Origin of the sequence: Dietzia sp. Alg238-R159, assembly GCF_900537145.1 — a bacterium.
Classification (GTDB): domain Bacteria; phylum Actinomycetota; class Actinomycetes; order Mycobacteriales; family Mycobacteriaceae; genus Dietzia; species Dietzia kunjamensis.
The window spans coordinates 395,571-422,211 of sequence record NZ_UNRI01000003.1 but is presented as its reverse complement, the minus strand read 5'-3'; the positions used below and the strand labels follow the sequence as shown (position 1 = coordinate 422,211).

General features: G+C 71.2%; 27 protein-coding genes and 1 riboswitch. Of the genes, 16 read left to right on the top strand and 11 right to left on the bottom strand.

Annotated elements, in window-relative coordinates:
• Window positions 1-14 precede the first annotated feature (14 nt).
• The 8 genes from G6R20_RS10390 to G6R20_RS10355 all read left to right on the top strand — a co-directional run bounded on the left by G6R20_RS10390 (window position 15) and on the right by G6R20_RS10355 (window position 9,914).
• Window positions 15-2,291, top strand: coding sequence for an AAA family ATPase (locus G6R20_RS10390; RefSeq protein ID WP_163376341.1), 2,277 nt, complete (start codon window positions 15-17; stop codon window positions 2,289-2,291).
• A gap of 198 nt (window positions 2,292-2,489) precedes the next feature.
• The gene (locus G6R20_RS10385; RefSeq protein ID WP_069388499.1) at window positions 2,490-3,038 is read left to right on the top strand and encodes a hypothetical protein; all 549 of its coding nucleotides are present in this window, start codon (window positions 2,490-2,492) and stop codon (window positions 3,036-3,038) included.
• 132 nt (window positions 3,039-3,170) lie between these two features.
• Complete coding sequence (locus G6R20_RS10380) at window positions 3,171-6,215, top strand: Na+/H+ antiporter subunit A (RefSeq protein WP_096906757.1); 3,045 nt, start codon at window positions 3,171-3,173, stop codon at window positions 6,213-6,215.
• Window positions 6,212-6,841, top strand: a complete 630-nt coding sequence (locus G6R20_RS10375; RefSeq protein WP_067719286.1) for a Na(+)/H(+) antiporter subunit C — start codon at window positions 6,212-6,214, stop codon at window positions 6,839-6,841. The genes G6R20_RS10380 and G6R20_RS10375 overlap by 4 nt, the downstream gene beginning before the upstream one ends.
• On the top strand, window positions 6,838-8,463 hold the full coding sequence (locus G6R20_RS10370; protein ID WP_067719289.1) for a Na+/H+ antiporter subunit D: 1,626 nt from the start codon (window positions 6,838-6,840) through the stop codon (window positions 8,461-8,463). Before G6R20_RS10375 ends, G6R20_RS10370 begins: the two co-directional genes overlap by 4 nt.
• A 1-nt stretch (window position 8,464) precedes the next feature.
• The gene (locus tag G6R20_RS10365) at window positions 8,465-9,256 is read left to right on the top strand and encodes a Na+/H+ antiporter subunit E (RefSeq protein ID WP_240341388.1); all 792 of its coding nucleotides are present in this window, start codon (window positions 8,465-8,467) and stop codon (window positions 9,254-9,256) included.
• Window positions 9,257-9,321: 65 nt separating this feature from the next.
• Window positions 9,322-9,549 carry a monovalent cation/H+ antiporter complex subunit F gene (locus tag G6R20_RS10360; RefSeq protein WP_067719517.1) on the top strand — a complete coding sequence of 76 codons (228 nt, stop codon included), beginning with the start codon at window positions 9,322-9,324 and terminating at the stop codon, window positions 9,547-9,549.
• Complete coding sequence (locus G6R20_RS10355) at window positions 9,546-9,914, top strand: monovalent cation/H(+) antiporter subunit G (RefSeq protein WP_067719292.1); 369 nt, start codon at window positions 9,546-9,548, stop codon at window positions 9,912-9,914. Before G6R20_RS10360 ends, G6R20_RS10355 begins: the two co-directional genes overlap by 4 nt.
• A 136-nt stretch (window positions 9,915-10,050) precedes the next feature.
• On the opposite strand, the gene G6R20_RS10350 is transcribed toward G6R20_RS10355, so the two are convergent.
• The 3 genes from G6R20_RS10350 to G6R20_RS10340 all read right to left on the bottom strand — a co-directional run bounded on the left by G6R20_RS10350 (window position 10,051) and on the right by G6R20_RS10340 (window position 11,628).
• The gene (locus G6R20_RS10350) at window positions 10,051-10,389 is read right to left on the bottom strand and encodes a hypothetical protein (protein ID WP_163376340.1); all 339 of its coding nucleotides are present in this window, start codon (window positions 10,387-10,389) and stop codon (window positions 10,051-10,053) included.
• 90 nt (window positions 10,390-10,479) lie between these two features.
• Window positions 10,480-11,274, bottom strand: a complete 795-nt coding sequence (locus tag G6R20_RS10345) for a LytR C-terminal domain-containing protein (RefSeq protein WP_240341387.1) — start codon at window positions 11,272-11,274, stop codon at window positions 10,480-10,482.
• Window positions 11,275-11,289: 15 nt separating this feature from the next.
• Window positions 11,290-11,628, bottom strand: a complete 339-nt coding sequence (locus tag G6R20_RS10340) for a DUF3263 domain-containing protein (RefSeq protein WP_083249858.1) — start codon at window positions 11,626-11,628, stop codon at window positions 11,290-11,292.
• Window positions 11,629-11,811: 183 nt separating this feature from the next.
• On the opposite strand from G6R20_RS10340, the gene G6R20_RS10335 reads away from it, so the two are divergent.
• The 5 genes from G6R20_RS10335 to G6R20_RS10315 all read left to right on the top strand — a co-directional run bounded on the left by G6R20_RS10335 (window position 11,812) and on the right by G6R20_RS10315 (window position 15,846).
• Entirely contained in the window at window positions 11,812-12,486 is a 675-nt protein-coding gene (locus G6R20_RS10335; RefSeq protein ID WP_163376339.1) for a peptide deformylase, read from the top strand.
• Window positions 12,479-13,555 (top strand): GNAT family N-acetyltransferase, encoded by a 1,077-nt coding sequence (locus G6R20_RS10330; RefSeq protein ID WP_132062506.1) that lies wholly within the window; start codon window positions 12,479-12,481, stop codon window positions 13,553-13,555. The genes G6R20_RS10335 and G6R20_RS10330 overlap by 8 nt, the downstream gene beginning before the upstream one ends.
• A 56-nt stretch (window positions 13,556-13,611) precedes the next feature.
• Window positions 13,612-14,412 carry an exodeoxyribonuclease III gene (locus G6R20_RS10325; RefSeq protein ID WP_096906750.1) on the top strand — a complete coding sequence of 267 codons (801 nt, stop codon included), beginning with the start codon at window positions 13,612-13,614 and terminating at the stop codon, window positions 14,410-14,412.
• Between the two features lie 3 nt (window positions 14,413-14,415).
• Window positions 14,416-15,309 carry a polyphosphate kinase 2 gene (gene ppk2, locus G6R20_RS10320; protein ID WP_096906749.1) on the top strand — a complete coding sequence of 298 codons (894 nt, stop codon included), beginning with the start codon at window positions 14,416-14,418 and terminating at the stop codon, window positions 15,307-15,309.
• A 120-nt stretch (window positions 15,310-15,429) separates the two neighbouring features.
• Entirely contained in the window at window positions 15,430-15,846 is a 417-nt protein-coding gene (locus G6R20_RS10315) for a CoA-binding protein (RefSeq protein WP_120286087.1), read from the top strand.
• 19 nt (window positions 15,847-15,865) lie between these two features.
• On the opposite strand, the gene G6R20_RS10310 is transcribed toward G6R20_RS10315, so the two are convergent.
• Window positions 15,866-16,381: a CD225/dispanin family protein gene (locus G6R20_RS10310; protein ID WP_096906747.1), complete on the bottom strand. Its 516-nt coding sequence runs from the start codon at window positions 16,379-16,381 to the stop codon at window positions 15,866-15,868.
• A 128-nt stretch (window positions 16,382-16,509) separates the two neighbouring features.
• The gene (locus G6R20_RS10305; protein WP_096906746.1) at window positions 16,510-16,806 is read right to left on the bottom strand and encodes a GNAT family N-acetyltransferase; all 297 of its coding nucleotides are present in this window, start codon (window positions 16,804-16,806) and stop codon (window positions 16,510-16,512) included.
• A 75-nt stretch (window positions 16,807-16,881) separates the two neighbouring features.
• A riboswitch (TPP riboswitch) is annotated at window positions 16,882-16,996 on the top strand.
• On the opposite strand from G6R20_RS10305, the gene thiC reads away from it, so the two are divergent.
• Window positions 16,994-18,709, top strand: a complete 1,716-nt coding sequence (gene thiC, locus G6R20_RS10300) for a phosphomethylpyrimidine synthase ThiC (RefSeq protein WP_096906745.1) — start codon at window positions 16,994-16,996, stop codon at window positions 18,707-18,709. (Overlaps the previous riboswitch by 3 nt.)
• 141 nt (window positions 18,710-18,850) lie before the next feature.
• Here the strand turns inward: thiC and G6R20_RS10295 are convergent, their stop codons facing one another.
• Entirely contained in the window at window positions 18,851-19,615 is a 765-nt protein-coding gene (locus G6R20_RS10295) for an ABC transporter permease (protein ID WP_163376338.1), read from the bottom strand.
• The gene (locus G6R20_RS10290) at window positions 19,612-20,526 is read right to left on the bottom strand and encodes an ATP-binding cassette domain-containing protein (RefSeq protein ID WP_163376337.1); all 915 of its coding nucleotides are present in this window, start codon (window positions 20,524-20,526) and stop codon (window positions 19,612-19,614) included. Before G6R20_RS10290 ends, G6R20_RS10295 begins: the two co-directional genes overlap by 4 nt.
• A gap of 87 nt (window positions 20,527-20,613) precedes the next feature.
• On the opposite strand from G6R20_RS10290, the gene G6R20_RS10285 reads away from it, so the two are divergent.
• On the top strand, window positions 20,614-21,267 hold the full coding sequence (locus G6R20_RS10285) for a DUF1707 domain-containing protein (RefSeq protein ID WP_163376336.1): 654 nt from the start codon (window positions 20,614-20,616) through the stop codon (window positions 21,265-21,267).
• A 56-nt stretch (window positions 21,268-21,323) separates the two neighbouring features.
• On the opposite strand, the gene G6R20_RS10280 is transcribed toward G6R20_RS10285, so the two are convergent.
• From G6R20_RS10280 to thiO, 3 genes are all read right to left on the bottom strand, one after another.
• Window positions 21,324-22,094 carry a thiazole synthase gene (locus G6R20_RS10280; RefSeq protein WP_163376443.1) on the bottom strand — a complete coding sequence of 257 codons (771 nt, stop codon included), beginning with the start codon at window positions 22,092-22,094 and terminating at the stop codon, window positions 21,324-21,326.
• A gap of 64 nt (window positions 22,095-22,158) precedes the next feature.
• Window positions 22,159-22,359 carry a sulfur carrier protein ThiS gene (thiS, locus tag G6R20_RS10275; protein WP_017836465.1) on the bottom strand — a complete coding sequence of 67 codons (201 nt, stop codon included), beginning with the start codon at window positions 22,357-22,359 and terminating at the stop codon, window positions 22,159-22,161.
• A 152-nt stretch (window positions 22,360-22,511) separates the two neighbouring features.
• Window positions 22,512-23,765, bottom strand: coding sequence for a glycine oxidase ThiO (gene thiO, locus G6R20_RS10270; protein WP_240341386.1), 1,254 nt, complete (start codon window positions 23,763-23,765; stop codon window positions 22,512-22,514).
• Window positions 23,766-23,805: 40 nt separating this feature from the next.
• On the opposite strand from thiO, the gene thiE reads away from it, so the two are divergent.
• Entirely contained in the window at window positions 23,806-24,549 is a 744-nt protein-coding gene (gene thiE / locus G6R20_RS10265) for a thiamine phosphate synthase (RefSeq protein WP_163376335.1), read from the top strand.
• Between the two features lie 18 nt (window positions 24,550-24,567).
• Here thiE and G6R20_RS10260 read toward each other — a convergent pair whose 3' ends face one another.
• Window positions 24,568-26,478 carry an alkaline phosphatase D family protein gene (locus G6R20_RS10260; RefSeq protein ID WP_163376334.1) on the bottom strand — a complete coding sequence of 637 codons (1,911 nt, stop codon included), beginning with the start codon at window positions 26,476-26,478 and terminating at the stop codon, window positions 24,568-24,570.
• Between the last annotated feature and the right edge of the window lie 163 nt (window positions 26,479-26,641).

Below are 26,641 nucleotides of genomic sequence, written 5' to 3'. Positions count from 1 at the left end.
ATACGCTCACCTCCGTGAACCCCCGCCCGGATCTTGACCTGACCCTGCGCCTGTCGGCGTCCGCGGCCGACTCCCGACGGGGAATCGTCCGCGCACACCCGGAAGTGATCCTCGCGCTGGGGATGCGCGAGTGGGATGCCATCGAGATCATCGGTGCCCGCACGACGGGCGCCGTGGTCGCCGCCGCGGCCACGGGCGCGCCGAGCGGCGTGCTGGTCGTCGACGAGGTGGTGGCCGCCAACTGTGGCCTCGGTGAAGACGCGCGGGTGACCGTGCGGGCCGCGGAGGTGACGGGCGCGCAGTCCGTCGAGGTCCAGGGCCTCCCGCCGGCGGGTCGCGGAGTCGCCGAGCGTGTGCTGCGGTCGGCGCTGCTGGGCAAGGTGGTGCGGGTCGGGGACTCGGTCACGCTGATGCCGCGCGACCTCGGCCCCGACTTCCCCACCTCCGACACGACCCGCACCCTGCGCAACACCATGGGCGCGGCATGGGGCACCGAGCTGCTCACCGTCACCGCGACCGTGCCCGGCGGGACCGTCTCCGTGCAGCCCACCACGGCGATCGTGACCGGCGTGGGCACCGGGGGCGCGGGGGCCGGGGGCACCGGTCCGACGGCGAGCTCCCCCACCGCGGCGGCTCCTGCCGCCGCCGGGGGCAGCGCGGGCCCGGAGACGGCCGGCGGCTCGGCCATCACTGCCGTCGCGAGGGAAGACCTCGTCGGCGTCGCCGACCGGGCCGAGGTGCTGGAGCAGTGGCTCTCCCTCGCGCTGGACCGCTCGGAGTTGTTGCGGACGCTGGGCGCGTCGCCGCACCTCGGGGTGCTGGTGGCGGGACCTCCGGGCGTCGGCAAGACGACGCTGGTCCGCTCGGTCGCCGGCCACCGGCGGCTCGAGGTGGTCGACGGGCCCTCGGTCGGAGCGCTCGACCCCGCCTCACGACTCGAGGCGGTACGTGCCGCCGCCGAGCGGGCCCGCGAGAATGGCGGGATCCTGCTGGTCACCGACGTCGACGCACTGCTCCCCGCCCAGCCCGAGCCGGTGTCCACGCTGGTCCTCGACCGACTGCGGTCGGTGGTGGCGTCCCCAGGATCGGTGCTGGTGGCGACCTGCGTGCGCCCAGAGGACGCCGACGCCCGGCTCCGGGAACCCGACCTCTGCGACCGCGTGCTCGACCTGCCCCTGCCCAACGCGGCCGACCGCGCCGCGCTGCTGGAGGTCATGCTCAGAAACGTGCCCACCGGGACGCTGGACCTGCCCGCCATCGCCGAGCGCACCCCCGGGTACGTCGCCGGCGACATGAGGGCACTGACCCGGGAGGCGGCCCTGCGGGCGGCCGGGCGGGCCGCGGGCGACAGCGCCGCCGACCACGCTGCACCCGACCGTCCCGCGCCAGACCACCCCGCCGCCCGTCTGGAGCAGGACGACCTCCTGGGCGCGATCAGCGTGATCCGGCCGCTGTCCCGGTCCGGCACCGAGGAGCTGAGCCTCGGATCGATCACCCTCGACGACGTCGGGGACATGGAGGAGGTACGTCAGGCGCTCACCGAGACGGTGCTCTGGCCGCTGCAGCACCGCGACTCCTTCGAACGGCTGGGGGTGCAGCCGCCGCGGGGCGTGCTGCTGTACGGCCCCCCGGGGTGTGGCAAGACCTTCGTCGTGCGGGCCCTCGCCGCGAGCGGCCGGCTGACGGTGCACATGGTCAAGGGCGCCGAGCTCATGGACAAGTGGGTCGGGTCCTCGGAGAAGGCCGTCCGCGACCTGTTCCGCAAGGCCCGGGACTCCGCGCCGTCGCTGGTGTTCCTCGACGAGATCGACGCGCTCGCCCCGCGGCGGGGCCAGTCCGGCGATTCGGGCGTCGGCGACCGGGTGGTCGCGGCCCTGCTCACCGAACTCGACGGTGCGGAGCCACTGGGTGATGTGGTCATCCTCGGCGCCACCAACCGGCCCGAACTCATCGACCCCGCCCTGCTGCGTCCGGGGCGGCTCGAACGCCTGGTGTTCGTCCCCCCGCCGGACGCCGAGGCCCGGGCGGACATCCTCCGGGCGGCCGGCCGGGACGTCCCGCTGGCCGACGACGTGGACCTGACCGAGCTCGCGACCGACCTGGACGGGTACTCGGCCGCGGACTGCGCCGCACTGCTGCGGGAGTCGGCGCTGACCGCGATGCGTCGCGACATCGACGCGGCCGAGGTCACCGCCGACGACGTGGATCGCGCCCGCCGCGCGGTCAGACCCTCTCTCGACCCCGTGCAGGTGGAGGACCTCCGGCAGTACGCCGAGCGTCGCGAGAGCTGAGCAGCGCGAGGGTGCCGCGCGCGGGGGCGGGGCGCCACGGGCTTGCCGGGATTTACGCCGGCGGCCTAGAGTGTCTGACCATGCGGAAGATTCTCGTAGTAACCGGACGTAACGGGGCCTGACAGACCGGCACCCCCGTTGCGTGGTTGCTCCTTCTGACGTCGGTCATCTCACCGACGCACCAGAAGCGAGAACTCCATGACCCCCACGGCGAATCCCACGTTCGGCGGACCCCACGCGACCACCGGCTCTCCCATCTGCCCCTTCGCGGATCGATTCGGCCGCCGGCTGCCACGAGGGTTCGCCTCCGAGGCCGCGGGCCTGGACTGGCGCACGCTGCTCGACACCTACGCCCCGTCCTCCGACCGCTTTCATCTGGCCGATTTCTCCCGCCGCCCGCTGGGTCGGGGCATCATCGCCTACGAGGCGATCCTGGCCACCCGTGCCGCAGGGGACGCGCCCGGCGAGTTCACCGCCCGCCGCCTGACCACCGAGTCCTGCGGTGACGTCACCGCGATGTCCGACATGCTGGGCCAGGTCGGCGCGCGTGCGGAGATCGAGCAGTTCCACCAGTACGAGGGCCACCGGCACGGCGGCCACGCCTTCGGCGAGGCCGGATCGTGGTGCACGATCCTGCGCGCCAGCTGTGGTCGCCGCGAGACGTGGGCGCTCGGGTTCGGGCAGACCTCCACCGAGGCCTCGATCGCGGCGCTGCTCAGCGCCGCGACCCGTCTCCACCTGCGGTGAAGTCGGCTCGGAAACACCGTTCTGTAAAGTGATCACAGGAACCACGCCCCGGTCGACCACCGACTCCCCGCCGCCTCGCGGCGGATACGTCCGCATGTCGTCGTCCGTTCGACGCAAGGAAAGGAGCCGCCGGTGATCGTGATCCTCGCGGCCCATGCCGTGGCCGCCCTGATCGCGATCCCGTTGGTGTCCAGGTTCGGACGCCGCGCCTTCCCGCTCCTGGCGTTGGTCCCCGCCGCCGGCGCGGTCTGGGTGGCCGCGAACCTCGACCGGGTACCCACGGAGTCCATCCAGTGGGCTCCCGGCATCCACCTGGCGCTCGACCTGCGGATGGACGCCCTGTCCGCGCTGATGTCCCTCATCGCACTGGGCGTCGGTGCGTTGGTGCTGTTCTACTGCACCTGGTACTTCGACGACTCCGAACCGCGACTCCACCTGTTCGCCGCGGAGCTCGTCGCCTTCGCGGGCGTCATGTTCGGCCTGGTCGTGGCCGACAACATGATCCTGCTGTACATCTTCTGGGAGATCACCTCCGTTCTGAGCTTCCTGCTGGTCGGCCACTACGCCGAGCGGGCCTCGTCCCGGCGTGCCGCCACCCAGGCACTGCTGGTGACCACCCTCGGCGGCCTGGCGATGCTCGTCGGCATGATCATCCTGGCGCAGGAAGCCGGGTCGTACCTGCTCAGCGAGATCATCGCGGCCCCACCGTCGGGGCCCCTCGTCCACTGGGCTCTCGCCCTGGTCATCATCGGCGCGGCGAGCAAGTCCGCCATCGCTCCCCTGCACTTCTGGCTACCGGGGGCGATGACCGCCCCCACCCCGGTGAGCGCGTACCTGCACTCCGCGGCCATGGTCAAGGCCGGCGTCTTCCTCGTCGCGGCGTTCAGTCCCGGGTTGTCCGGCTCGTCCACCTGGCAGCTGCCACTCATCGCCCTGGGCCTGGTCTCCCTGCTCATGGCCGGGTGGCGGGCGCTACGCGAGACGGACCTCAAGCTGGTGCTGGCCTTCGGCACGGTGTCCCAGCTGGGTTTCCTGCTCGTGCTGGTGGGCATCGGCTCCCGGGACACCATGCTCGCCGGGCTCACCATGCTGCTCGCACACTCGCTGTTCAAGTCGTCCCTGTTCATGGCGGTCGGCGTGATCGACAAGACGACCGGCACCCGCGAGATCCGCGAGCTGTCGGGCCTCGGCCGCTCGCGGCCCGCACTGGCGGTGTTCTTCACCCTCGCCGCCGCCTCGATGGCCGGGCTCCCGCCCTTCCTCGGGTTCATCGGCAAGGAGTCCGCGTTCGCCACCGTGCTGACCGAGGGCCGACTACACGGGATGCCCGCGATTGTTGTCACCGCGGGCCTCGTACTGGGCTCGGTGCTCACCTTCTCGTACACCGCCCGCCTGGTCATGGGCGCATTCCGGGACAAGCCGACCTTCCCCGACGGGATCAGCCCCGCGGTCGCCGACTCGAAGCCCGTCAACCCGATGTTCCTCTCGGTGCCCGCGGTCCTCGCCGTCGCCGGCCTGGTGCTCGGCCTGTGGTCGGCGCCCGTCGAGAACCTCCTCGTCCGGTTCGTCGATGTCGCGTTCCCGCCCGGCAGCCCGTGGCGCGGAGACGAGGCCTACCACCTGGGACTGTGGCACGGCGTCGGCATCCCGTTGGCGCTCACGGCGGTCGTGTACGTGCTCGGAGCCATGCTCTATGTCGCCCAGCGGACCGTCGAGCGGATGCAGTTCGAGTCGCCCGCGCTGGGTAACGCCGACCGCATCTACGACGCCGTCCTGCGCTTCTTCGACCTCTTGTCACTGCGCCTGACCGCGAGCATCCAGCGCGGCTCCCTCCCGCTGACGCTCGGCATCATCCTGTTCACCCTCGTGCTGTTCCCGTTCGCGTCCCTTATGGTCGGCACCCGCGAGGGCCTGCGGATGGAGCTGGCGGGCAACCCGGTCGTGCTGTTCGTCATGATCCCCATGACCGTCGCCGCGATCGCCGCCACCGTCCTGCGCAACCGCCTCGCCGCGGTGATCAGCATGTCCGTCACCGGCTACGGCGTCGCCATCATCTTCGCCTTCCACGGCGCCCCGGACCTGGCCCTCACCCAGGTGTTGGTGGAGACGCTGCTGATGGTCGCGTTCGTCCTGGTGCTGCGCACGATGCCCGCCGAGGTCCCGTTGTCGGACGGCTTCCGCCGGACCCGCGCCTGGCTCGGCATCGGGGTGGGCCTGCTCGTGGTGATCGTGGGCGCCTACGCCATCAACGCCCGCCAGCGACCCGCCGTGTCCACGGTCTTCCCGGACCTCGCCTACGACATCGGCAACGGCGCCAACGCGGTCAACGTCACCCTGGTCGACATCCGCGCCTGGGACACCCTCGGCGAGATCACGGTGCTGCTCGTCGCCGCCACCGGTGTGGCCAGCCTGGTCTTCCGCAACCGCCGCTACGGCTCGGGCCCGCGCCTCGCCGACGCCGGCAAGACGCGTTCCGGCCGGCGCGGCATCGAGGCCGCCCGGATCGTCGTCGAGGCTCCCGGCGCCTCCCCCGGCCGCTGGCTGGTCGGGGCGACCGTCCGCGATCCGCGCGCGCGTTCCCTCGTCCTCGAGGTCACCACCAGGCTCATCTTCCCCACCATGATGATCCTGAGCCTGTTCTTCTTCTTCGCCGGGCACAACAACCCCGGCGGTGGCTTCGCCGGCGGTCTGGTGGCCGGTCTGGCCCTGGTGCTGCGGTACGTCGCCGGTGGCCGCTACGAACTCGGGGAGGCCATCCCCATCGACGCCGGCCGGATCCTCGGATTCGGGCTCCTGCTGGCCGCCGGCACGGCCACCGCCTCGATGTTCTTCGGGGCACCTCCCCTGTCCAGCGCCACCTTCGAGGGAACGCTTCCCGTCTTCGGGGACGTCAAGTTCGTCACGGCGCTGTTCTTCGACGCGGGGGTCTACCTCATCGTCGTCGGTCTCGTCCTCGACATCCTCCGCAGCCTCGGCGCCCGACTCGACCTGGACGCCGAGGACCTCGAGGAACTCCGCGCCGTCTACGTCGACGCCACCGACTCGCCGTCCACCGCCTCCCTGCGCCGCGTCCCCGGCGTCGACGGCGCCGCACCGCGGTCCGACCTGGCCGCCCGCCGCGCCGACCGCCTGAGAGCCGCCGAGAACCAGGGCACGACCTCCCGGGGGATGCCATGACCGCCGACTTCGCACTGCTGCTCCTGGCGGGCATCCTCAGCGCCGCCGGCGTCTACCTACTGCTCGAGCGCGCCATCATCAAGATCCTGCTGGGGATCATGATCCTGTCCAACGGCGTCAACCTGCTGCTGCTGGCGGCCGGCGGCGCCCCCGGGAACCCGCCCATCCGCGACCGGACCTGGGGCGGCAACGCCACCGACTCCGATCCGCTGGCCCAGGCCATGATCCTCACCGCCATCGTCATCACCGCCGGTGTCGGGGCGTTCATCCTGGCGCTGGCCTACCGCTCGTACCAGTTCACCACCGTGGACGAGGTCGCGGACGACGTCGAGGACACGAAGATCGCCCGACGCTCCCCCACCGACGCCTGGTCCGCTCCCGACCGTGACGCCTCCGACGACCACGCCACCGGTCAGCCCACCGAACTCGGTGACCACGTCGACTACGACGACGAGGACCTCGAGGAGGCCGAAGCCGAGGCCGCCGCCGAAGCCCGAGCGGAGGCCCGGGCCAGAGCCGAGGCCGACGCTCGCGCGGAGGCACGGGCCCGCGCCGAGGCGGAGGCCCGACGTATCGATCGACGCGTGAAGCGCAACAAGGACGCCGGAAAGGAGGAGGACCTGTGATCTCCCCCGAACTCTTCGGCTACCTCATCCCGTCGGTCGTCCTCGCCCCGATGCTGGCGGCCGCCCTCTGTCTGGTGGTCTCCCGCCGACCGCGGGTGCAGAACGTCATCACGATCGCCACCCTGACCGGGGTGTTGGTCATCTCCGGCATCCTGCTGGTGCTGACCGAACAACACGGGATGCACACCGTCCAGGTGGGAGGCTGGGACGCCCCGGTCGGCATCACCCTGGTCGCGGACCGGCTCAGCGCGCTGATGCTGTGCGTATCCGCCGTGATCCTGCTGACGGTCATCATCTACGCCGTCGGCCAGGGTGTCCGCGACGGTGACGGCGACCAGCCGACCTCGGTCTTCCTGCCCACCTACCTCGCGCTGGCCGCCGGCCTGAACGCGGCGTTCATCGCCGGCGACCTGTTCAACCTGTTCGTCGGGTTCGAGATGCTGCTGGCCGCGTCGTACGTGCTGCTCACGCTGGGTGCCAGTCAGGAACGTGTGCGCGCGGGCGTGTCGTACACCGTTGTGTCGATGGTGTCCTCGATGGTCTTCCTGCTGGGCATCGCGCTGACCTATTCCGCCGTCGGAACGCTCAACCTGGCGCAGGTCGCCACCCGGATGGCCGAGGTCCCGGACGGCCTGCGGCACACCATCTTCGCCGTGTTCCTCGTGGCGTTCGGCATCAAGGCCGCCGTGTTCCCGCTGTCCACGTGGCTGCCCGACTCGTACCCGACCGCGCCCGCCCCGGTCACCGCCGTGTTCGCCGGTCTGCTCACCAAGGTCGGCGTCTACGCGATCATCCGCTTCCACACCCTGGTGTTCCCCGGGGGCAGCATGGACGGCGTCCTCCTGGTGGCCGGCCTGTTGACGATGGTCGTGGGGATCCTCGGTGCGATCGCCCAGTCGGACATCAAGCGGATATTGTCGTTCACCCTGGTCAGCCACATCGGCTACATGATCTTCGGGGTCGCCCTGTCCACCGAGTCCGGGCTGAGCGCCGCGATCTACTACGTCGGCCACCACATCGTCGTGCAGACCACACTGTTCCTGGTCGTGGGCCTCATCGAACGGCAGGCGGGGTCGTCCTCCCTCCGCCGGTTGGGGTCCCTCGGCGTCGTCAGCCCGGTCCTCGCCGTCACGTTCCTCATCCCGGCGCTCAACCTGGGCGGGATCCCGCCGTTCTCCGGCTTCGTCGGCAAGCTCGCCGTGGTCCAGGCCGGCGCAGAGGTCGGCGGGGTCCTCATGTGGGTGCTCGTCGCCGGCGCCATGGTCACCAGCCTGCTGACGCTGTACGTGGTCGTGCGCGTGTGGTCCAAGGCGTTCTGGCGGCCCCGGGCGGACGCCCCCGAGGGCGCGATCGCGCTGGCCAAGCCGCTCGCACTGCTGCCGTCCGACGAGTACGTCGAGTTCGACGAGCGCGACGAGGTCGGGCGGATGCCGTGGAGCATGCTGGCCCCGACGTGGGCGCTCATCGTCGTCTCGCTTCTCATGACCGTCTTCGCCGGCCCGCTGCTCGCGGTCACCGACGGCGCCGCCGAGAGTCTGCGGGAGCGTGTCGAGTACCTCGTGACCGTCCCCACCGACGCCACACCCGAACGCTTCGTCGACTCCGTGACGGGGGTGCGCTGACATGGCCCGGAAGATGACGTTGGAGCCGCGGGTGCTCGGCGCCCGCCTGTTCATGACCCTGTGGCTGGCATTCGCCTGGGTCCTGCTGTGGGGCAGCATCGACATCGGCACCATCGCCGCCGGACTCATCGTCGCGACCGTGGTGATGGCCGTCCTCCCGCTCCCCCGCGTCCCCGTCGAGGGTCTGCTGCGGCCGGTGTCGATGGTGTGGCTGGTGATCGTGGTGGCCTACTACCTCGTCCGGTCGTCGATCGCCGTCGCCTGGCTGTCGGTCCGGCCCCAGGCTCCCCCGCGCTCCGCCGTGCTGCGCGCCCCGATGCGGCTGAAATCCGACTTCACACTGGCGCTGGCCGTCAACACCCTCAACCTCATGCCGGGCGGCATCGTCGTCCGCGTGGATCCCGCGGCCCGGTACGTCTACATCCACGTGCTGAACACCGGAACCGACGACGCCGTGGAGCATTTCAGATCCCAGACCGCGCACATCGAGACGCTCTACCAGCGCGCCTTCGAGCGCGACGAGGACTGGAAGCCGAGCCCGGAGCACTACTCCGCACCCGCCGACAGCGCCCCGACGACCGTGGGCACCGCGGACTCGGCGGAATCCGCTCCCCACGCCACCGTGCACGCCGCGCCAGCTCACGCCGCCGCAGACCACACCGACGCAGACGAGCCCGGAGCTGCACGAGTCGAAGCAGAGCAGGCCGAAACAGAGCAGGCCGAAGCAGAGCACTCGGCCCACCACGCGGACGACGCCGACGGCCCCACCCCGGAACAGGAGGCCCCCCGGTGAACATCATCTCGCTCATCCTGTGGAGTCTGGCCATCATCGCGCTGACGGCCGCGCTGTTCGCCACCATGATCCGGCTCGTCGGCGGCCCCAACACCCTCGACCGCCTGATCTCCCTGGATGCGCTCGTCGCGGTGGCCCAGGGCGGCATCGGTGTCTACATCGCCTGGTCCAAGGACACCACCCCCGCCGCCGCGCTCGTCGCGCTCGCCCTCGTGGCGTTCCTCGGGTCGGTGTCCGTGGCCCGTTTCCGCGTGAACGACACCGTCGGATCGCCCGAGGAGGCCCTCCCATGACCAACGACCTGGTGGAGATCATCTCCGCACTGTTCGTCCTCGCCGGCGCGCTGCTGACACTGGCCAGCGCGATCGGCCTCGTCCGCTTCCGCGACACCCTCAGCCGCATGCACCCGGCCGCCAAGCCGCAGGTCCTCGGCCTCGTGCTGATCCTGCTCGGCGCCGGGATCCGGATCTTCCCGGACATCGACCTGGGCATGCTCGTGCTGGCCGCCATCGTCGCCGTGTGCACGGCGCCGGTGATCGCGAACCGCGTGGGCAACCTCGCCTACCGGGAGAGCGTCGAGGACGGCACCATCACCCACGAGGCCCCGGTGCTGGAGAAGTTCACCGGGTCGGGCCTCGACGGTAGCGCCGCCAACTGACCCGTCGCGCGGCCGGGGCCGGCCGCCGGCCCGACGAGAAGAGCGTCCCGCACCTGTCCCTCTCGGGGAACGTGTGCGGGACGCTCTTCTCGTCGTCCGGGGGTGGTGCCGACCCGTCAGGTCAGGGGCGGGCTGCTCAGGGGGCGGGCTGCGCCGGGGCGTTGCCGGCCTGTTGTCCGGTTCCCGGGACGACGATGCCGTCATCTGTGGTGGCCTGGCCGCCGCCCTCGCCACCGGGATTGCCCGTCTCCGTCACGCCGGGCTCGAAGTCGCCGGCACCCTCGGGCACGTCGGTCTCCTGCGTCTCCGGGATCGAGCTCGTCGGCGCGGCGTCCTCGGTGTAGCTGGGCAGCGTGTACGGCGCGTCGGCCTCGGCCGGCTGCTCGTTGGGCGGGCTGCACGCGGCCACGGCGAACGCGAGGGCGAGTGCGGGAGCCGCGACCAGGAGGCGGCGGGCGGTCTGACGCGGGGCCATGGGGGCTCCTTCGATCTCGGGAAGCTGCAAGTCGCTAGTGAGCACGCAACCCGCGGAACGGAATGCGTGGGCTCATCATATCCTCAGGGGTCAGCGGTCGAGATCCTGGGTGACGATCACGATCACCCCTGGTGCCTCGTCCGCGAGATCCGCCGGTCGCGGCTTGGCGGTGATGCCCAACTGGGAGGCGATCGCCTGTGCAGCCTGCTGTTCGCCGGGGCCGGAGCCGTAGAAGGCGGTCGACTCCGCCACGACGCCGCGGTTGGACGGCATGTTGGCCACCTCGCCGACGGCGTACCCGTTCTCGCGCAGCGTCTCACCGGTGCGGCCGGCCAGCCCGGTCACCGTGCTGTTGTTGAAGACCTGCACGGGCACCGACGTCACGTCCGGCACCGCTCCGCCGGGGGCCTGACCGGCGGGCTGGCCCGGCGCGGGCGCCGCGGGGTCGCCGGACTGCGGGTCCTGCCCGTCGGTTCCTCCGCCGGACTCACCGTCCGCGCCGCCGGCACCGTCCTGACCGGTGCCGGCATCGCCCGGGGCGGTTGCGGCGTCGGCACCGTCGGCCCCGGTCTGGCCGTCGGCGCCCTGTCCCGCCGAAGCGTCCTGTTCCACCTGGGAGGTGGTGTCGTCGGCGGTGGGGGCGGCCTCGTCGTCGTCACCCCCGAACAGCTGGACCAGTCCGACGCCGACCGCCAGAACGACCGCGGCCAGCAGCACCATCGCGATGGCGCGGTACGGCGGGCCGGTCGGCTCGTCCACGGCCGGGCCGTCGCCCGGCGCATAGGGGTCGTCGGCGCCGTGCGGGCCGCCGTATTCGGGATCGCCGTACTCGGCATCGCCGGGCTGCGGGCTGTCGTACTGCGGGTTTCCGGACTGGGAGCTCACGCCGCCGAGTCTAGGTCAGTCGAGCCGCATTCCCAGGTTGCGCGCCGCGCGTGCCTTCTGTCGGCTGGAACGCATCCGGCGCAGCCGCTTGACGAGGAGCGGATCCGCGGCCAGGGCCTCGGGGCGGTCGATGAGATCGTTGAGGATCTGGAAGTAGCGCGTACCGGACATGTCGAACTGCTGCCGGATCGCCTCCTCCTTGGAGCCGGCGAACTTCCACCACTGCCGCTCGAACTCGAGCATGGCCCGGTCTCGTTCGGACAGGACGGGGTCGGCGGCGTGGAGCTCGGCCGCCCCCTGCGCGCGGTCCTTCTCGCCCTGCACCTCGCGTGCCGCGGTGGCTGACCGACCCATGTGCCTGCCTCCTGACCGTGATGACCTCTGTTGACCACTGATGACCACTACCCGGATCACCGTGCGGATGGAATACCGTGCGAGTGAAATGCTGTGCGGGTGAAATACACCCTTGTGATTCCCCCGTAGTGAACCACACGCCTCCGACACATCGCCATGTCCGGCGCTCTAGAATCGACCACCATGGCCGTCCGTCCCATCGTCATCCTCGGCGATCCCGCGCTCCACGCCCCCACCGAGCCCGTCACCGAGTCCCCCGAGGAACTCGCCGGGCTGGTGCAGGATCTCTACGACACGATGGACGCCGCGAACGGGGTGGGCCTGGCCGCCAACCAGATCGGCGTGCGCAAGCGCCTGTTCGTCTACGACTGCCCGGACCTGGACACCGAGGACGGCGAGGGCGTGACCCGCGAGGAGGTCGAGGCGCGCGGGGGCTGGCTCAACCGCCGCGGGTGCATAGTCAACCCGGTGCTCGAGACCTCCGAGATCCCCGAGACGATGCCGGATCCGGAGGACGACCTCGAGGGCTGCCTGTCCGTCCCGGCGGTCAACTTCCCGCGCGGTCGCGCCTGGTGGGCGCGGGTGACGGGCACCGACGAGCACGGCGAGCCCGTCTCGGTGGAGGGGTACGGACTGTTCGCCCGCTGCCTGCAGCACGAGGTGGGCCACCTCGACGGTTTCCTCTACACCGACGGCCTCATCGGACGGAACCGGAAGGCCGCAAAGCGCCACATCCGTGACGCCGGGTGGGGCGTACCCGGCCTGAGCTGGGATCCGGCCTCCGACCCGGACCCGTTCGCCGACGAGGAGGACGACTACGACGACGACGACGACGAGGTCGTCCCCGACCATGACTGAGCGGGACCGGGACCTGTCGGAACGGTCCCGGTGGAACGCCGGCCGCCGGGTGGCGGTGGGCGATCGCGTGGTGGTGCGTCGTCATCTGGAGGCGGGCCAGACCTCGCACCTGTACACCGACGTCATCGGTCGCGTGGTCGAACTCGAGCCGGAACTGGTCGTGGCCCGGGAGTCCGGTGAGCAGGTGCGGATCCCCGACGCCGACATCGCCGTACTCAAGGTGGTTCCGCCGCGGCCGGTGCGGGCCCGCGACATCCGGGCGCGCGAGTACGCCGGCGCCCTGGCGTGGCCCGGCCGGGAGTACGAGATCGTCGACGGCTGGTTCTGCCGGGCCGGCGACGACTGGTCGTACCGCGGGAACTCGGCCGTGCCCGTCCTTCCGTGGGCCAGCTGTTCCGAACTCGACGGCGTGCGTGACTGGTACGCCGCCCGTGGCCTGCCGCTGCGACTGGTGGACGTGGACCGGCTCGTGACCTCCGACCGGATGACCCTCGGCGGTGTCCCGGTGGACCCGGCACGGATCCACGCCGACCGCGAACTCCTGCTCTGCACGGTCGACAGCCGCGACCTGCTCGCGGTGGTCGACGAGGCGTTCCCCGCGGCCACCCGTCCGGCGGTCACGCTGGTCGATCGTCCCGATGACGACTGGCTGGCGCTCTACCACGCCACCGCCGACCTCGCCCCCGAACGCGTCCGGCCCGCGATGCTCGCCACCGCCGGGCTCGTCAGCTCCGGGCCCGACGCCGGTTCCCCCGGCCCCGGCGGCCACGCGGTGTTCGCCCGACTCGAGGAGGACGGGGAGCTGGCCGCGATCGCCCGGGGCGCCGTCACGACCGGTCCCGACGGCGAAGCGCGGATCGCGGTCTCGTGCGTGGAGACCGCGGACGCCCACCGCCGCCGCGGCCTGGCCGAGGTGGTCACCGGCTCGCTCGTGGAGTGGGGACTGGGCCTCGGCGCGCAGGAATGTCACCTGCACGTGTTCGCGGACAACTCCGCCGGGCGCGGCCTGTGGGCCAAGCTCGGACTGCAGCCGCACCATTCGCTGCGCCACCTCGTCGTCGTCGACTGACACCGGCTCCGCTCCCACGGTGACACCGCCGCGCCGAGGGCAATACACTCGGGCGCATGCGTCTGGCCACCTGGAATGTGAACTCGATCCGCGCCCGGAGAGACCGCGTGCTCGCGTGGCTCGAACGGTCCGACGTCGACGTCCTGGCGATGCAGGAGACCAAGTGCAAGGACGAGCAGTTCCCCACCGAGGCCTTCCGGGAGGCCGGTTACGAGATCGCCCATCACGGGCTGAGCCAGTGGAACGGCGTCGCCGTGGCCTCCCGGGTGGGGCTCGAGGACGTGCGCCTGGGCTTCGACGGGATGCCGGGCTTCCACAAGGACCCCGAGGTCTCGCAGGACCCCGAGGCCCGCGCCATCTCGGCGGTCTGCGACGGCGTCCGCGTGTACAGCCTCTACGTCCCCAACGGCCGTGAGCTGGGCGATCCGCACTACACCTACAAGCTGGAGTGGTTGGCCCGCCTGCGCGACCACGCGTCCGCCGAACTGGCCGCCGACTCCGACGCCCAGATCGCCCTGGTGGGTGACTGGAACGTCGCGCCGCTCGACGAGGACGTGTGGGACATGGAGGTCTTCGACGGCAAGACCCACGTCTCCGGCCCCGAACGGTTGGCGTTTGCGGCGTTCGACGGCGCCGGGTTCCGCGAGGTCACCCGCGAGCACACGCCCGGACCCGGCGTCTACACCTACTGGGACTACACCGGGCTCAGCTTTCCCAAGCGCAAGGGCATGCGCATCGACTTCCAACTGCACTCCCCCGCGCTGGCCGCGCGGGTGAGCGGGGCGTTCATCGACCGCGAGGAACGCAAGGGAAAGGGCGCCTCGGACCACGCGCCCGTCGTCGTGGAGCTCGACTGAGCCATGTCCACGTTCCAGCTACGCCATTACATCGACCGGCTCCGCGCCGAGGGTTTCACGGTCCGCGACGACCACGGTGAGGACCCGGACCTCATCGACATCAACGGCCGGGCCGTCGACACCTGGCGGGAGAACTACCCGTACGACGAGCGGATGGACCGCAACCAGTACGAGGTCGAGAAGTACCTGCTGCAGATCGAACTGCTGAAGTTCCAGAACTGGCAGGCCGAATCAGGGCACCGGCAGGTGATCGTGTTCGAGGGCCGCGACGCCGCCGGCAAGGGCGGGACCATCAAGCGGTTCACCGAGTACATCAACGTCCGGCAGGCCCGGGTCGTCGCGCTGGTCAAGCCGACCGAGACCGAGATGTACCAGTGGTACTTCCAGCGGTACGTGGCCCATCTGCCCAGCCGCGGCGAGCTCGTGCTGTTCGACCGCTCCTGGTACAACCGCGCCGGCGTGGAGCGGGTGATGGGCTTCTGCACCGATTCCCAGTACGAGACGTTCATGGAGCAGGCGCCCATGTTCGAGAAGATGCTGGTCGAGTCCGGGGTCGGTCTGACCAAGTTCTGGTTCTCGGTCACCCGCGAGGAGCAGAAGACCCGGTTCGCGATCCGGCAACTCGACCCGGTGCGGCGCTGGAAACTCTCGCCCATGGACCTGGAGTCCCTCGACAAGTGGGACAAGTACACGGACGCCAAGGTGGAGATGTTCCGGCGCACGGACACCGACCACGCGCCGTGGATCACCATCAAGTCCAACGACAAGAAGCGGGCCCGCATCAACGCGATGCGCTACTTCCTGAACCAGTTCGACTACCCGGACAAGGACCCCCAGGTGGTGTTCGACCCGGACCCGAAGATCGTCCGCCGCGGCAAGGACGCCGTCGGAGACTAGCGGAGGGAGCGCCAGCGAGCGGAGCGATGTCCCCGCGCACAGAACCCGTCGGGGACTGACTGACCGGGCCTGATGGGAGGCCCCGGGAATGTCTCGGCGGCGGCGGGCCTTGCACTGGGTATGAGCCATACCAACGACCCCGCCGTCATCAAGCGCCTGCTCACCGAGAAGGGCCGCTGGGCCGTCGCCGGCCTGTCCAGCAACTCCGCGCGCACCGCGTACGGGATCGCCGCCTACGTCCGCGACCTGGGGCACGAGATCGTTCCGGTCCATCCCAAGGCCGAGACCGTGCACGGTCAGCAGGGCTACCCGGATCTCGCGTCCGTTCCCGGCGAGGTCGATGTGGTCGACGTGTTCGTCAACTCGCAGCTCGCGGGCGGCGTGGTGGACGATGCGATCGCCAAGGGAGCCAAGGCGGTCTGGTTGCAGCTGGGCGTGGTCGACGAGGCCGCGGCGCAGCGGGCGAAGGATGCCGGGCTGGACGTGGTGATGGACGCCTGCCCTGCGATCGAAGCCCCTCGTCTGGGCCTGGCCTGAACCGCGGACCCGGCCCGGTCTAGAAGCCGCTCGAGGCCAGTCCCACCATCGCGAAGATGAAGATGAAGTACAGCACGATGAGGACTGCCACGATCGCCAGCGAGATCATGCCGAGCTTCTTGGCGGTCGCACTGGCGGCCTCGGCTTCGGCGTGGCGACCGGCGGCCCACAGCGGGTAGACGTCCAGCGCGCGGGTCATCGCGACGAACGACAGCGGCCAGAAGAAGAGAATCGACGCGACCGCCCAGCCGACGTTCGACGGCGGGCCGGGGCGAATTGCCGAGGTGGTCCCGTATCCGCCCGCCCCGCCGAAGGACGGGGTCTGCGCGCCGTAACCGGTCGGGGTCTGCGCGCTGTAGTCGGTCTGCTCGTACGAGCCCTGGCCGTACGGGCTCTGTCCGTATGTGCCCTGTCCGTACGGGCTCTGTCCGTATGTGCCCTGGCCGTACGGGTTCTGGCCGTAGGAGCCCCGACTCGCATCGTCGCCACCGGTCGAGTCGCCGTCGGCAGTATTCCCCTGGGGCGGGTAGGTCATGGGAGTCCTCCGGGTAGCTGGTCGTCTGGGGTCAGATTACGTCCCGCTCCTCCGGCCGCTCCTCAGCCGCTCGCGGGGCGACTGACACCGGTCACCGCAGGCGGTCGACGGTCACCGCCCGGCGTCGGTCACGGCTGGGCGACCAGGAGCTGATACTCCGGGAAGCGAACGAGGAACCGCCGCACATAGCTGCACACCGGCCGGATCTTGAGCTCATCGAGCCGCATGCGGGTGAGGACCAGGCTGACCAGCAGGCGGGCGATCCCCTGCTGGCCGTACCGCTCCTCGATCACGGTGTGGAGCAGGATGTAGACGTCGCCGTCCTTCTCGTAACCAACGAGACCCATGAAGGTCTCGCTGTCCCACAGTTCGAAGCGGTCTCTATCGGTGTTGTGGACCAGCTTGAGCGACGTTACAGCGGACATCAGAACTCCTTCTGCAGGGCGTGTTCCACCCGCGATGCTACTCGTCGGGTTACGCTCGCCCCTGCACAATCACATACTCATCCACACGGGAGTCCGCTTCGATGCGCGGGCTGAGAGGACGACCAGCCGGGTCGTCGACCGTAGAACCTGTCCGGATCATGCCGGCGTAGGGAGATCAGGAAACACCATGGGCACAGCTCTATTCACCGACGGCACCGACGGCACCGACGGCACCCCGATCGACGCCGTGACGTGCGGCCCCATCCATTCCAGCAGTAAGGCTCATCTCGAGGTGCCCGGTGAGTCCGGTGACGGCCAGCGCGTGCCCGTGCGCCGGATCGCGCTCACCGACGGCACGACGTTCGACGTCTACGACACCTCCGGCCCGTATACCGCCTACGCGAGTGCGGCCGACTGCCATGACCTCGCCCCAGGCCTGCCGCCCACCCGCCGTGAGTGGTCCCACCCCGGGGCCGTCCCCGCCTCGCCGAACAACCCCACCCTCGTCCGGACGCAGTTGGCCTGGGCGCGGGCGGGGCTGACGACCCCCGAGATGCGGTTCATCGCCGTGCGGGAGGGGATCGACGTCGAGGTGGTGCGTTCGGAGGTCGCCGCCGGGCGGGCGGTCATCCCGGCCAACCACCTCCATCCGGAGAGCGAACCGATGATCATCGGCAAGCGCTTCCTCACGAAGATCAACGCCAACATCGGCAATTCGGCGGTCACCAGTTCGATCGCCGAGGAGGTCGAGAAGATGGTGTGGGCTGCCCGCTGGGGCGCGGACACCATCATGGACCTGTCTACCGGCCGGGACATCCACGAGACGCGCGAGTGGATCCTGCGCAACTCCCCCGTCCCCGTGGGCACCGTGCCCATCTACCAGGCACTGGAGAAGGTGGGCGGCGACCCGACCCGTCTGACCTGGGAGTTGTACCGCGACACCGTCATCGAACAGTGCGAACAGGGCGTGGACTACATGACCGTCCATGCCGGCGTGCTGCTGCGCTACGTCCCGCTGGCGGCCAAGCGGGTCACCGGCATCGTGTCGCGTGGCGGTTCGATCATGGCGGCGTGGTGCCTGGCGCACCACCGCGAGTCGTTCCTCTACACCCACTTCGAGGAACTCTGCGAGATCCTCGCCCGCCACGACGTGACGTTCTCCCTCGGCGACGGCCTGCGCCCGGGGTCGATCGCCGACGCCAACGACGAGGCTCAGTTCGCCGAACTGCGCACGCTCGGGGAGCTCACCGGGATCGCCAAGAGCCACGGCGTGCAGGTGATGATCGAGGGACCCGGTCACGTGCCGATGGACAAGATCGTGGAGAACGTGCGCCTCGAGGAGGAGTGGTGCGAGGAGGCCCCCTTCTACACGCTGGGCCCCCTCGCGACGGACATCGCGCCGGGCTACGACCACATCACGTCCGCGATCGGTGCAGCCCGCATCGCCGAGGCCGGCACGGCGATGCTGTGCTACGTCACCCCCAAGGAGCACCTGGGCCTGCCCGACCGGGACGACGTCAAGACCGGAGTGATCACCTACAAGATCGCCGCGCACTCGGCCGATCTGGCGAAGGGTCACCCGGGCGCGCAGGCCCGCGATGACGCGCTGAGTACCGCCCGGTTCGAGTTCCGCTGGCGGGACCAGTTCGCCCTGGCCCTCGACCCGGACACCGCGCTGGCGTACCACGACGCGACGCTGCCCGCGGAGCCGGCGAAGACCGCGCACTTCTGCTCGATGTGCGGTCCGAAGTTCTGCTCGATGCGCATCTCCCAGGACATCCGCGACTACGCCGCGGAGCACGGGATGGAGACGGTGGAGGCGATCGAGGCGGGGATGGCGGAGAAGTCGGCCGAATTCTCCGAACTCGGTGGCCGCGTCTACCTGCCGATCACCGGTCGATAACCGCTCCGGCCAGGCGAGTCGACCGGCAGGTCGCACCGGTGGAGCGACGGGTCGACCTCGTCGTCGTCACCGACAGCGCCGCCACCCACCAGTCCCTCGACGGGGCGAGCCCCGGTGCGACGTCGGATCGGGAGCCCGGACTCAGGCGTCCCGGCGCAGCGTCATCAGCACCCCGACGACCCACAGGGCCACGCACACGGCCGCGAACCAGGCGAACGCCGGCCACTCGCCCCACGTGATGTACCCGCGGACGCTCTCTCCCTGGGTCCAGAAGTCACCGTTGGCGAACGGCATCCAGGCGGCGATGTCCTCGCCGACCCGCGGGATCAACGAGACCATGCCCTCGAGGGCCAGTATCCACACGAGGAACAGGGAGATCGTGCCGGCGGCGTTGCGCATGATGTACGCCAGGCCCGTCACCGCGATCGTCCCCAGTGCGGCGTAGACGGGGAAGCGCCACAGGTAGGTCAGCCCGTCTCCGGAGAACGGGGTCCAGCCCTCGTTTCCGGAGAGCGCCCCGGCCACGAGGAGCGCCAGGATCACCGCGATGGCTGTGACCACCATCGAGAGCACCGTGAACAGGGCGGTCTTGGCCAGGATGGCAGGCCAGCGCGACGGCGCCGTCAGGAACGTCGCCTTGATCGTGTGATAGCGGTACTCGCCGGTCACACCGACGATCGCGGCGATCCACGCCAGCAGGACGGTGAACGCACTGACGCCGAGGATCGCGAACAGCGGGTCACTGCCGCCGCCGGGCGCACCGGCCATCGGGTCCCCTGTGGCGGGCTGCTCGAACTGGCCGATGACCACCGCGAGCACCACTGCCAGGCCGATGCCGATCGCGTACAGCCAGTAGGCACTCTTGGTGGTGGTGACCTTGATCCACTCGGACTTCAACTGGTTCATCGGGTGGACTCCTGACCGTGGTACTCGACGTCCTGGTCCGTGAGCGCCATGAAGGCCTCCTCCAGCGACGCCCGCTTCTCGTGCAGTTCGTGGACGGTGATCCCCAGGCTGGCGGCGACATCGCCGACCTGCGGCGCGCGGAGGTTCTGGATGACGAAGACACCCTGTTCCGCGTCGAACGTGGCCTCGATGCCTTCGTCGCGCGCGGCGGCGGTGAACTCGTCGACGTGCGGGGTGCGCAACACCACCGAGGACGTGGCGGCGTCCAGGAACTCCTCGACGGAGGTCTGCGCACGCAGCTTGCCGCGGCCGATCACGACGAGATCCTGGGCGGTCTGCGCCATCTCCGACAGCAGATGCGAGGAGACGAGCACGGTGCGGCCCTCGGCGGCGCGTGCGTGCATGAACCGGCGGATCCACAGGATGCCCTCGGGGTCGAGACCGTTGACGGGCTCGTCGAAGAGCAGGACCTCGGGATCGCCGAGCATGGCGGTGGCCAGACCGAGTCGCTGGCGCATGCCGAGCGAGTATCCGCCGACCTTGCGGCCGGCGACGTCGGTGAGGCCGACCAGGCCGAGCACCTCGTCGACGCGGCCCGGGGCCACCCCGCCCGCCGCGGCGACCATCCTCAGGTGCGCGCCGGCGGAACGGTTGGCGTGGGTCCAGGACGCGTCGAGCAGACAGCCCACCTTGTGGGCGGGCCGGTCCAGCTCGCGGTACGGGGTGCCGTTGATCAGCGCCTGCCCGGACGTGGGGGTGTCAAGACCGACCATCATCCGCATCGTCGTGGACTTTCCGGCGCCGTTCGGGCCGAGGAATCCGGTGACGACGCCGGGCCGCACCTCGAAACTGAGGTCGTCCACGGCGGTGGAGGCGCCGAAGCGCTTGGTGAGATTCCGTACCTCGATCATGGCCCCCAGTCTGCCTGCCGGGGTGCTGGCAGCGTGCGTCCACCTACTCAGCCCGCGTACAGGTAGTGCAGTACTCGGCTCGTGACCATGGATGACGCCACGCCCGAGCCGGATCGTCACCTGCCGTCGGTCCGCGCCTCCGACGCCGAGCGCGACGCCACCGCCAGGCTCCTCCAGGAGTCCTTCTCGGAGGGGCGGCTCACGCTCGCCGAATTCGATGACCGGACCTCGCGGGCGTACGCCGCACGCTTCCGGTCCGAGCTCATCGAGCTGACGCACGACCTGCCGATCGCCCACCACGAGCACGATTCGACGCCCGCGACCCGGCCGCACGGGGCCCCGGCGCGTCGCGTCACCGGGGCCAGCGGACCCGCCTCCTCGCTGGCGATCATGGGAGGCGTCGAGCGGGCGGGGGCGTGGACCCTTCCCTCCGTGCACACCGCGTTCGCGCTGATGGGCGGCATCGAGATCGACCTGCGTGGTGCCTCGTTGCAGTCCCACGAGACGACGATCCGGGCGTTCGCGATCATGGGCGGCATCGACATCTACGTCCCCGACGACGTGCGGGTGGAGGTCGAGGGGATCGGCCTGATGGGCGGATTCGGCGAGGAGTCGGGGCACTGGAAGCCGGACCCGCGCCCGGTCCGTCAGGCCCCGCCCGGCGCCCCGGTCATCCGGGTCACCGGGCTGGCGCTCATGGGCGGGATCGGCGTGCGGCGGGTGCCGCGCAGCGAGGACTGACCGCCGGCGGGGTGGCGGGCGGGTCGCGCGCATGCTGTCGGGCGGTCGGTAGGGCCTCAGTCGACCGGCGGGCTGGACGCCTGCGCCCAGAAGCGTTTGGGGATCCGCCCCGCAAGGCGGGCGGCGTGCCCGGCCCGGACTGCCTCGCGCATCGCCGCGGCCATGAGCGGCGGGTTCTCCGCCCGGGTGACGGCGGTGGCGAGCAGGACACCGTCGCAACCGAGCTCCATGGCCAGTGCTGCGTCGGAGGCGGTGCCGATCCCCGCGTCGCAGATCACCGGAACCCCGGCGCGCTCGACGATCATCTCCAGGTTGTGCGGGTTGCAGATCCCGAGCCCGGTGCCGATCGGCGCGCCCAGGGGCATGACCGCAGCGCAGCCCACGTCCTCCAGTCGGCGGGCCAGGACCGGGTCGTCGGTGGTGTAGGGGAGGACGACGAAACCGTCGTCGACCAGGTCCTCTGCGGCCTCCACCAACTCCACCCCGTCGGGCAGGAGCGTGCGCTCGTCGGCGATCACCTCGAGCTTGACCCAGTTCGTGCCCAGCGCCTCGCGGGCGAGCCGGGCGGTCTTGACGGCCTCGGTGGCGGACCTGCAGCCGGCGGTGTTGGGCAGCGGGCGGATGTCGAGCTCTTTCAGCATCCCGAGCAGCCCGAGTCCGTCTGAGCCCAGCCGCAGGTCGACCTTGCGGATCGACACGGTGGTCAACGCGGTCCCCGAGGCGATCAGCGCCTCGCGCAGGACCTCCTGGTTACCGGCGCCGCCGGTGCCCGTGATGAGCCGCGAGGAGATCTCCTCGCCCGCGATCACCAGGGGTGAGTCCAGCACCGCGGCAACGTCGGACGGGTACGCGGACGGCCCTGCGACGCCGTGAACCGGGGTCGCGGTCGGGTCAGCCACCCTGGACCGCCGTGAGGACGTCGATCTCCGCGCCCGCACCGAGCGGGGCGTCGTCCCAGCCCGAGCTGGGCACCACCACGCCGTCGACGGCGATGGCGACGCCCTCGTCGGGCAAGTCCAGCTCGGTGACGAGTGCGCGGACGGTCGCGCCGTCGGCCAGGGTGCGGTCCTCGCCGTTCACCGTGACGATCATGGGGCCTCCAAATTCCTGGTCGCGGCTGTACGTCTCCACCGTAGTCGCCTGCGCGGGGTGCCCGTAGCCGCCTGCGGGGGTGCCCGGTGACGTCGGTGCGGTGGGCCCACAGCGACCGGCACCCGGGCCCCACGGCGCCCGGCACCCGGGGCTCACCCGCGGGCGAAGCGGTCGGGAGCGGCCGCACGCGCCGCCGCCGGACCGCGCACCGCGTGCAGTGCCGCCCAGACCGCCGCGACGGTCACCGGGGTGAGCGCGATGCCGTTGCGGCCGTGCCCGGTGGCGTGGATCACGCGCGGGTCCGTCGGGTCGGCGCCGAGGAACGGCAGGTTGTCCGGTGACATCGGCCGGAGCCCGGCGATCGCCTCGGCCAACTCGTACTCCCCGATCCCGGGGAAGATCGTCTCGGCGTCGGCGAGCAGGTCGCGCACCCCGGCGACGGTGACCTGCCGGTCGTCGCCGTGTTCGTACTGCGTGGCGCCCACGACCAGACCACCGTCGCGCGGGACCAGGTACAGCGGTCGCCCGCGGACGAACGCCCGCACCACTCCCCGGGGTGGGTCCTCGCAGCCGGGCCGGGCGCGTAGCCGGAGCACCTCGCCCTTGACCGGGCGCACCGGCAGCCCCGCCAGTTCGGCGGACCCGGAACCTGCGGCCAGGACGATGCGGTCCGCGTCGACGTCGTCGAGCGAGGGCACCGCGCTGCGCACCCACCTCACACCCTCGGCGCGGCAGGCGCGGGTCAGGGCGGCCAGCAGGACGCGGTTGTCGACGGCCCCCTCGGAGTCCATGCGATAGGCGGCGCGGGCGACGCGGGCCAGGGACGGCTCGGCCTCGCGCAGCTCACGCCGGGTGATTCGGCGCAGGTCGGCGTCGGTGGAGTCCGGCTGGCGGGCGGCCCACTCCATGGCCATGTCGAGGTCGCGGGCGTCGGCCTCGTCCACGGCCAGCATGTGCGTGTGGGTGCCGGTGCGGACCGGTGGGCCGGCAGGGACGTACGGCTCGAGGGCGTCCAGCATGTCCGGCCACCGCCGCAGGGAGTCCACTCCGAGCGCGAACACTGCCTCCTCTCCCGGCCAGGCCTCGCTGAACGGGGCGAGCATGCCACCGGCCACCCACGCCGCGGCCGCGGCGGGCACACCGTCGGGGCCGGACTCGTCGGGCTCGTAGATCACCACTTCCGTGGCCAGCTTGGTCCTGGCGGCCGACCACGCGCAGGCCAGGCCGATCACCGAGCCGCCGATCACGGCCAGCCGCCGGGCCCCGATACGCGCGACACCGTTATCCGCGGCCTCCCGGGCCGCGGCGACGGCAGCGGCACCGGCACCGGCACCGGCACCGGGGCGGAAGCCGTCGTCGGCGGCGGGACGGTGGCCGTCGTCGTCGGCGGCGGCGCGGGAGGTCATGCAGGCCAGCCTAGCGGGGCCCTGGCCTACGGTTGTGACCATGACCTCCCGCGCCGACCGCCTCCGTGCCCGCCTCGCCGACGCCCGTCTCTACCTCTGCATCGACGCGCGTCGACACCTCGACGAGCAGGCGCGCGAACAGGGGTGGTCGGGGGACTTCCCGGCGCTGCGCAGGGACGTCACCGCGGCCCTGGCGGGCGGGGTCGACATCGTGCAGCTGCGGGACAAGCACTCGGCCGGCGAACGCGACCTCGGGCCGCTCGAGGCCGGGCACGAATTGCGGGCCCTGGCGGTGATGCGCGAGGTGTGCGATTCCCACGGGGCGCTGCTGTCGGTGAACGACCGCGCCGACGTCGCCGTGGCGTCCGGGGCGGACGTGCTGCACGTCGGGCAGGACGACCTGCCGGTGGAGTGGGCGCGCCGGATCGTCGGAGACGACGTGGTGCTCGGCCTGTCCTGCCACGCGGTGGACGAGGTCGACAGGGCCGCGGCGAACCCGCTGGTCGACTACTTCTGCACGGGCCCCGTGTGGCCCACCCCGACCAAGCCGGGCCGCGTCGCGCCGGGCCCGGACCTCGTGCGCCACGCGGCAGGGACCACCGCGGGGTCGGGGTCGGCTGCGGGGTCGGCCGGGACGCCGTGGTTCGCCATCGGCGGGATCGACGCGACGAACCTGCCGGAGGTGCTGGCAGCGGGTGCGACCCGGGTGGTGGTGGTCCGAGCGATCACCGGCGCCGCCGACCCCACCGCCGCCGCCCGCGAACTCCGCGCGGCCCTGGCCTAGCCGGTCGGCGGTGTCGGTCTAGCGCGCGGCCTCGGTCCGGACAGCCGTACTCTGACCAGCCCCGCCCCGGAGAGCTCCGTCCCGGTCCGCATCCGTCCGGTCGGCCGATCCCCGCGGAGACAGGCCCTCCCCGGTCAACTCCTTGCTCAGCGTCCTGCGCAACACCTGCCGGGGCTTGCGGCCCAGCGAATCGCCCTCTCGCCGTCGTCGTCCCCATGACTCCGGCGCCAGCCCCGGCACCAGGGTGAGGGCCTTGCCCAGTCCGCGCGCGGGCCACTCGACGGTGGCGTGATCGACCTGCACCGTGGCGCGGCGGCCGCGCAGTACGAGGGTCATCACCCCGTTGTCGAACCAGAGTCCGTCGGTGACCCGCCACCGCGCCTCGGGCTCCCGCACCCCCACCGCCCGGGCCAGGCGGCGCGTCAGGGCGGGCACGGGCTCGCGGACCGACAGACGGTTCACCGCCCGGATCGACTTCTGTAGAGGATTGCGGAACGGCGACATCACCAGCTGATGGACGCGGGTGGTTGAGTCCACCACCCGCTCGGCGGTGAGGTCGACCTCCTCGAGGTACGAGCAGTGCACGTCGCCGCCCAGCAGGAGGATCGAGGCGGGCGCGGGCCCGTGATCGCCCGCCGCCACCTCGGTGAGCAGACCCACCAGATCGTCGAAGCTGTTCCGGAACGCCGCCCAGTGCTCGAGGTCCACGGCCAGGCGGATCCACTCGCCGACCCGCGCGGTGGCCGGCTTGCCGGGCCGGTCCCGGGACACCGCCTCGTTCCAGCCCTCGAGGTTGTGCAGGGCCGGCAGCATGAACGCCGGGAGGGACGAGCCGATCACCAGGTGGTCCACGTCGGTGTCCAGGCAGGACTCGCGCGTCCACTGCCATTCGTTGGCGTCCATGACCCGCCGGTCCTGCGGGTCCAGATGCCGCGACGCCCGCACGTCGAGCATCACCACCCGCACCCGACCGAAGTCACGCTTGAAGCTCCACTGCTCGGTGCGGCGCTCGGAATCGGTGGACAGCGCGAAGTCGTCCAGCAGCGACTCCCTCTCCGCGTCCGAACCGGCGGACCGCAACGCCCGGTACATCTCGTTTCGCTCCAGCTCGTCGGGGGCGAGATTGCCCAGGTGCTGGTAGACGAAGTAGCTGCCGAACGCGCCGATCACCCGGTCGCTCCACCACGGCTGGGCGGTCATCTCGCGACGCCACGCGTGGGAGGAGTTCCAGTCGTCGCGCAGGTCGTGGTCATCGAGAATCATGCAGCTCGGCACCGTCGACAGCAACCAGCGCACATCCGCGTCACGCCACGACTCGTGGTAAAGCCAGGAGTACTCCTCGAAATCGCAGATCTCGTCGGAGACGTCGCGGTCTCCCCCGGCGCCGGCAGAGTCCCGCACCGACTGCGGGCCACCGCCCGCGCGCCGACGCTCGGCCAGCCGCTCGGAGATCTCCCGGCTGGGGATGTCGGCGTACACCTGGTCGCCGAGCAGGAGCATCGCGTCCGGCCACTCCTCCTGCGGGGTGTGCGCCATGCGGTGCGCCAGGGCGACCAGTGCGTCGGCACCGATCCTGCGCAGCGCCACCGAGGTCTGGCTCTCCCCACGCCGGCACGACCCGAACGCCAGCCGCACCGTGTCGTCGGCGCGAGGCGTGCGGATCACGCTGGGCCGACCCGGGTCGACGGGCCAGGCGAGCCGGTCATCGAGCGACACCTCGTACGGCGTCATCTCGCCCTCGGGCAGCCGGCACAGGTGCAGTACCGCGAAGTGGTGGCCGTGCACGCCCCACGAACGCTCGGTGACCACCTCGTCGCCGGCACGGATGGTCACCTCGCACGGCGCCGACACCTCCACCCACACCGTGGCGTCGGTGCTGTCGACGTAGCGCAGCATCGGGCCGACGAGGATCTCCGGGGGCAGGGTCATGCGTTCCAGTGTGCACCCGCGGGGCGGTGCGGCGCGCAGATCCAACCCGTCAGGTCGGGTGGACCCGGTGAACCGGGCCGGGACCGGGGCGGGGCCGGGGTCGGACCGGGGCGGGACCGGGGCGGGACCGGGGTGGGACCGGGGTGGGACCGGGCCGGCGTGC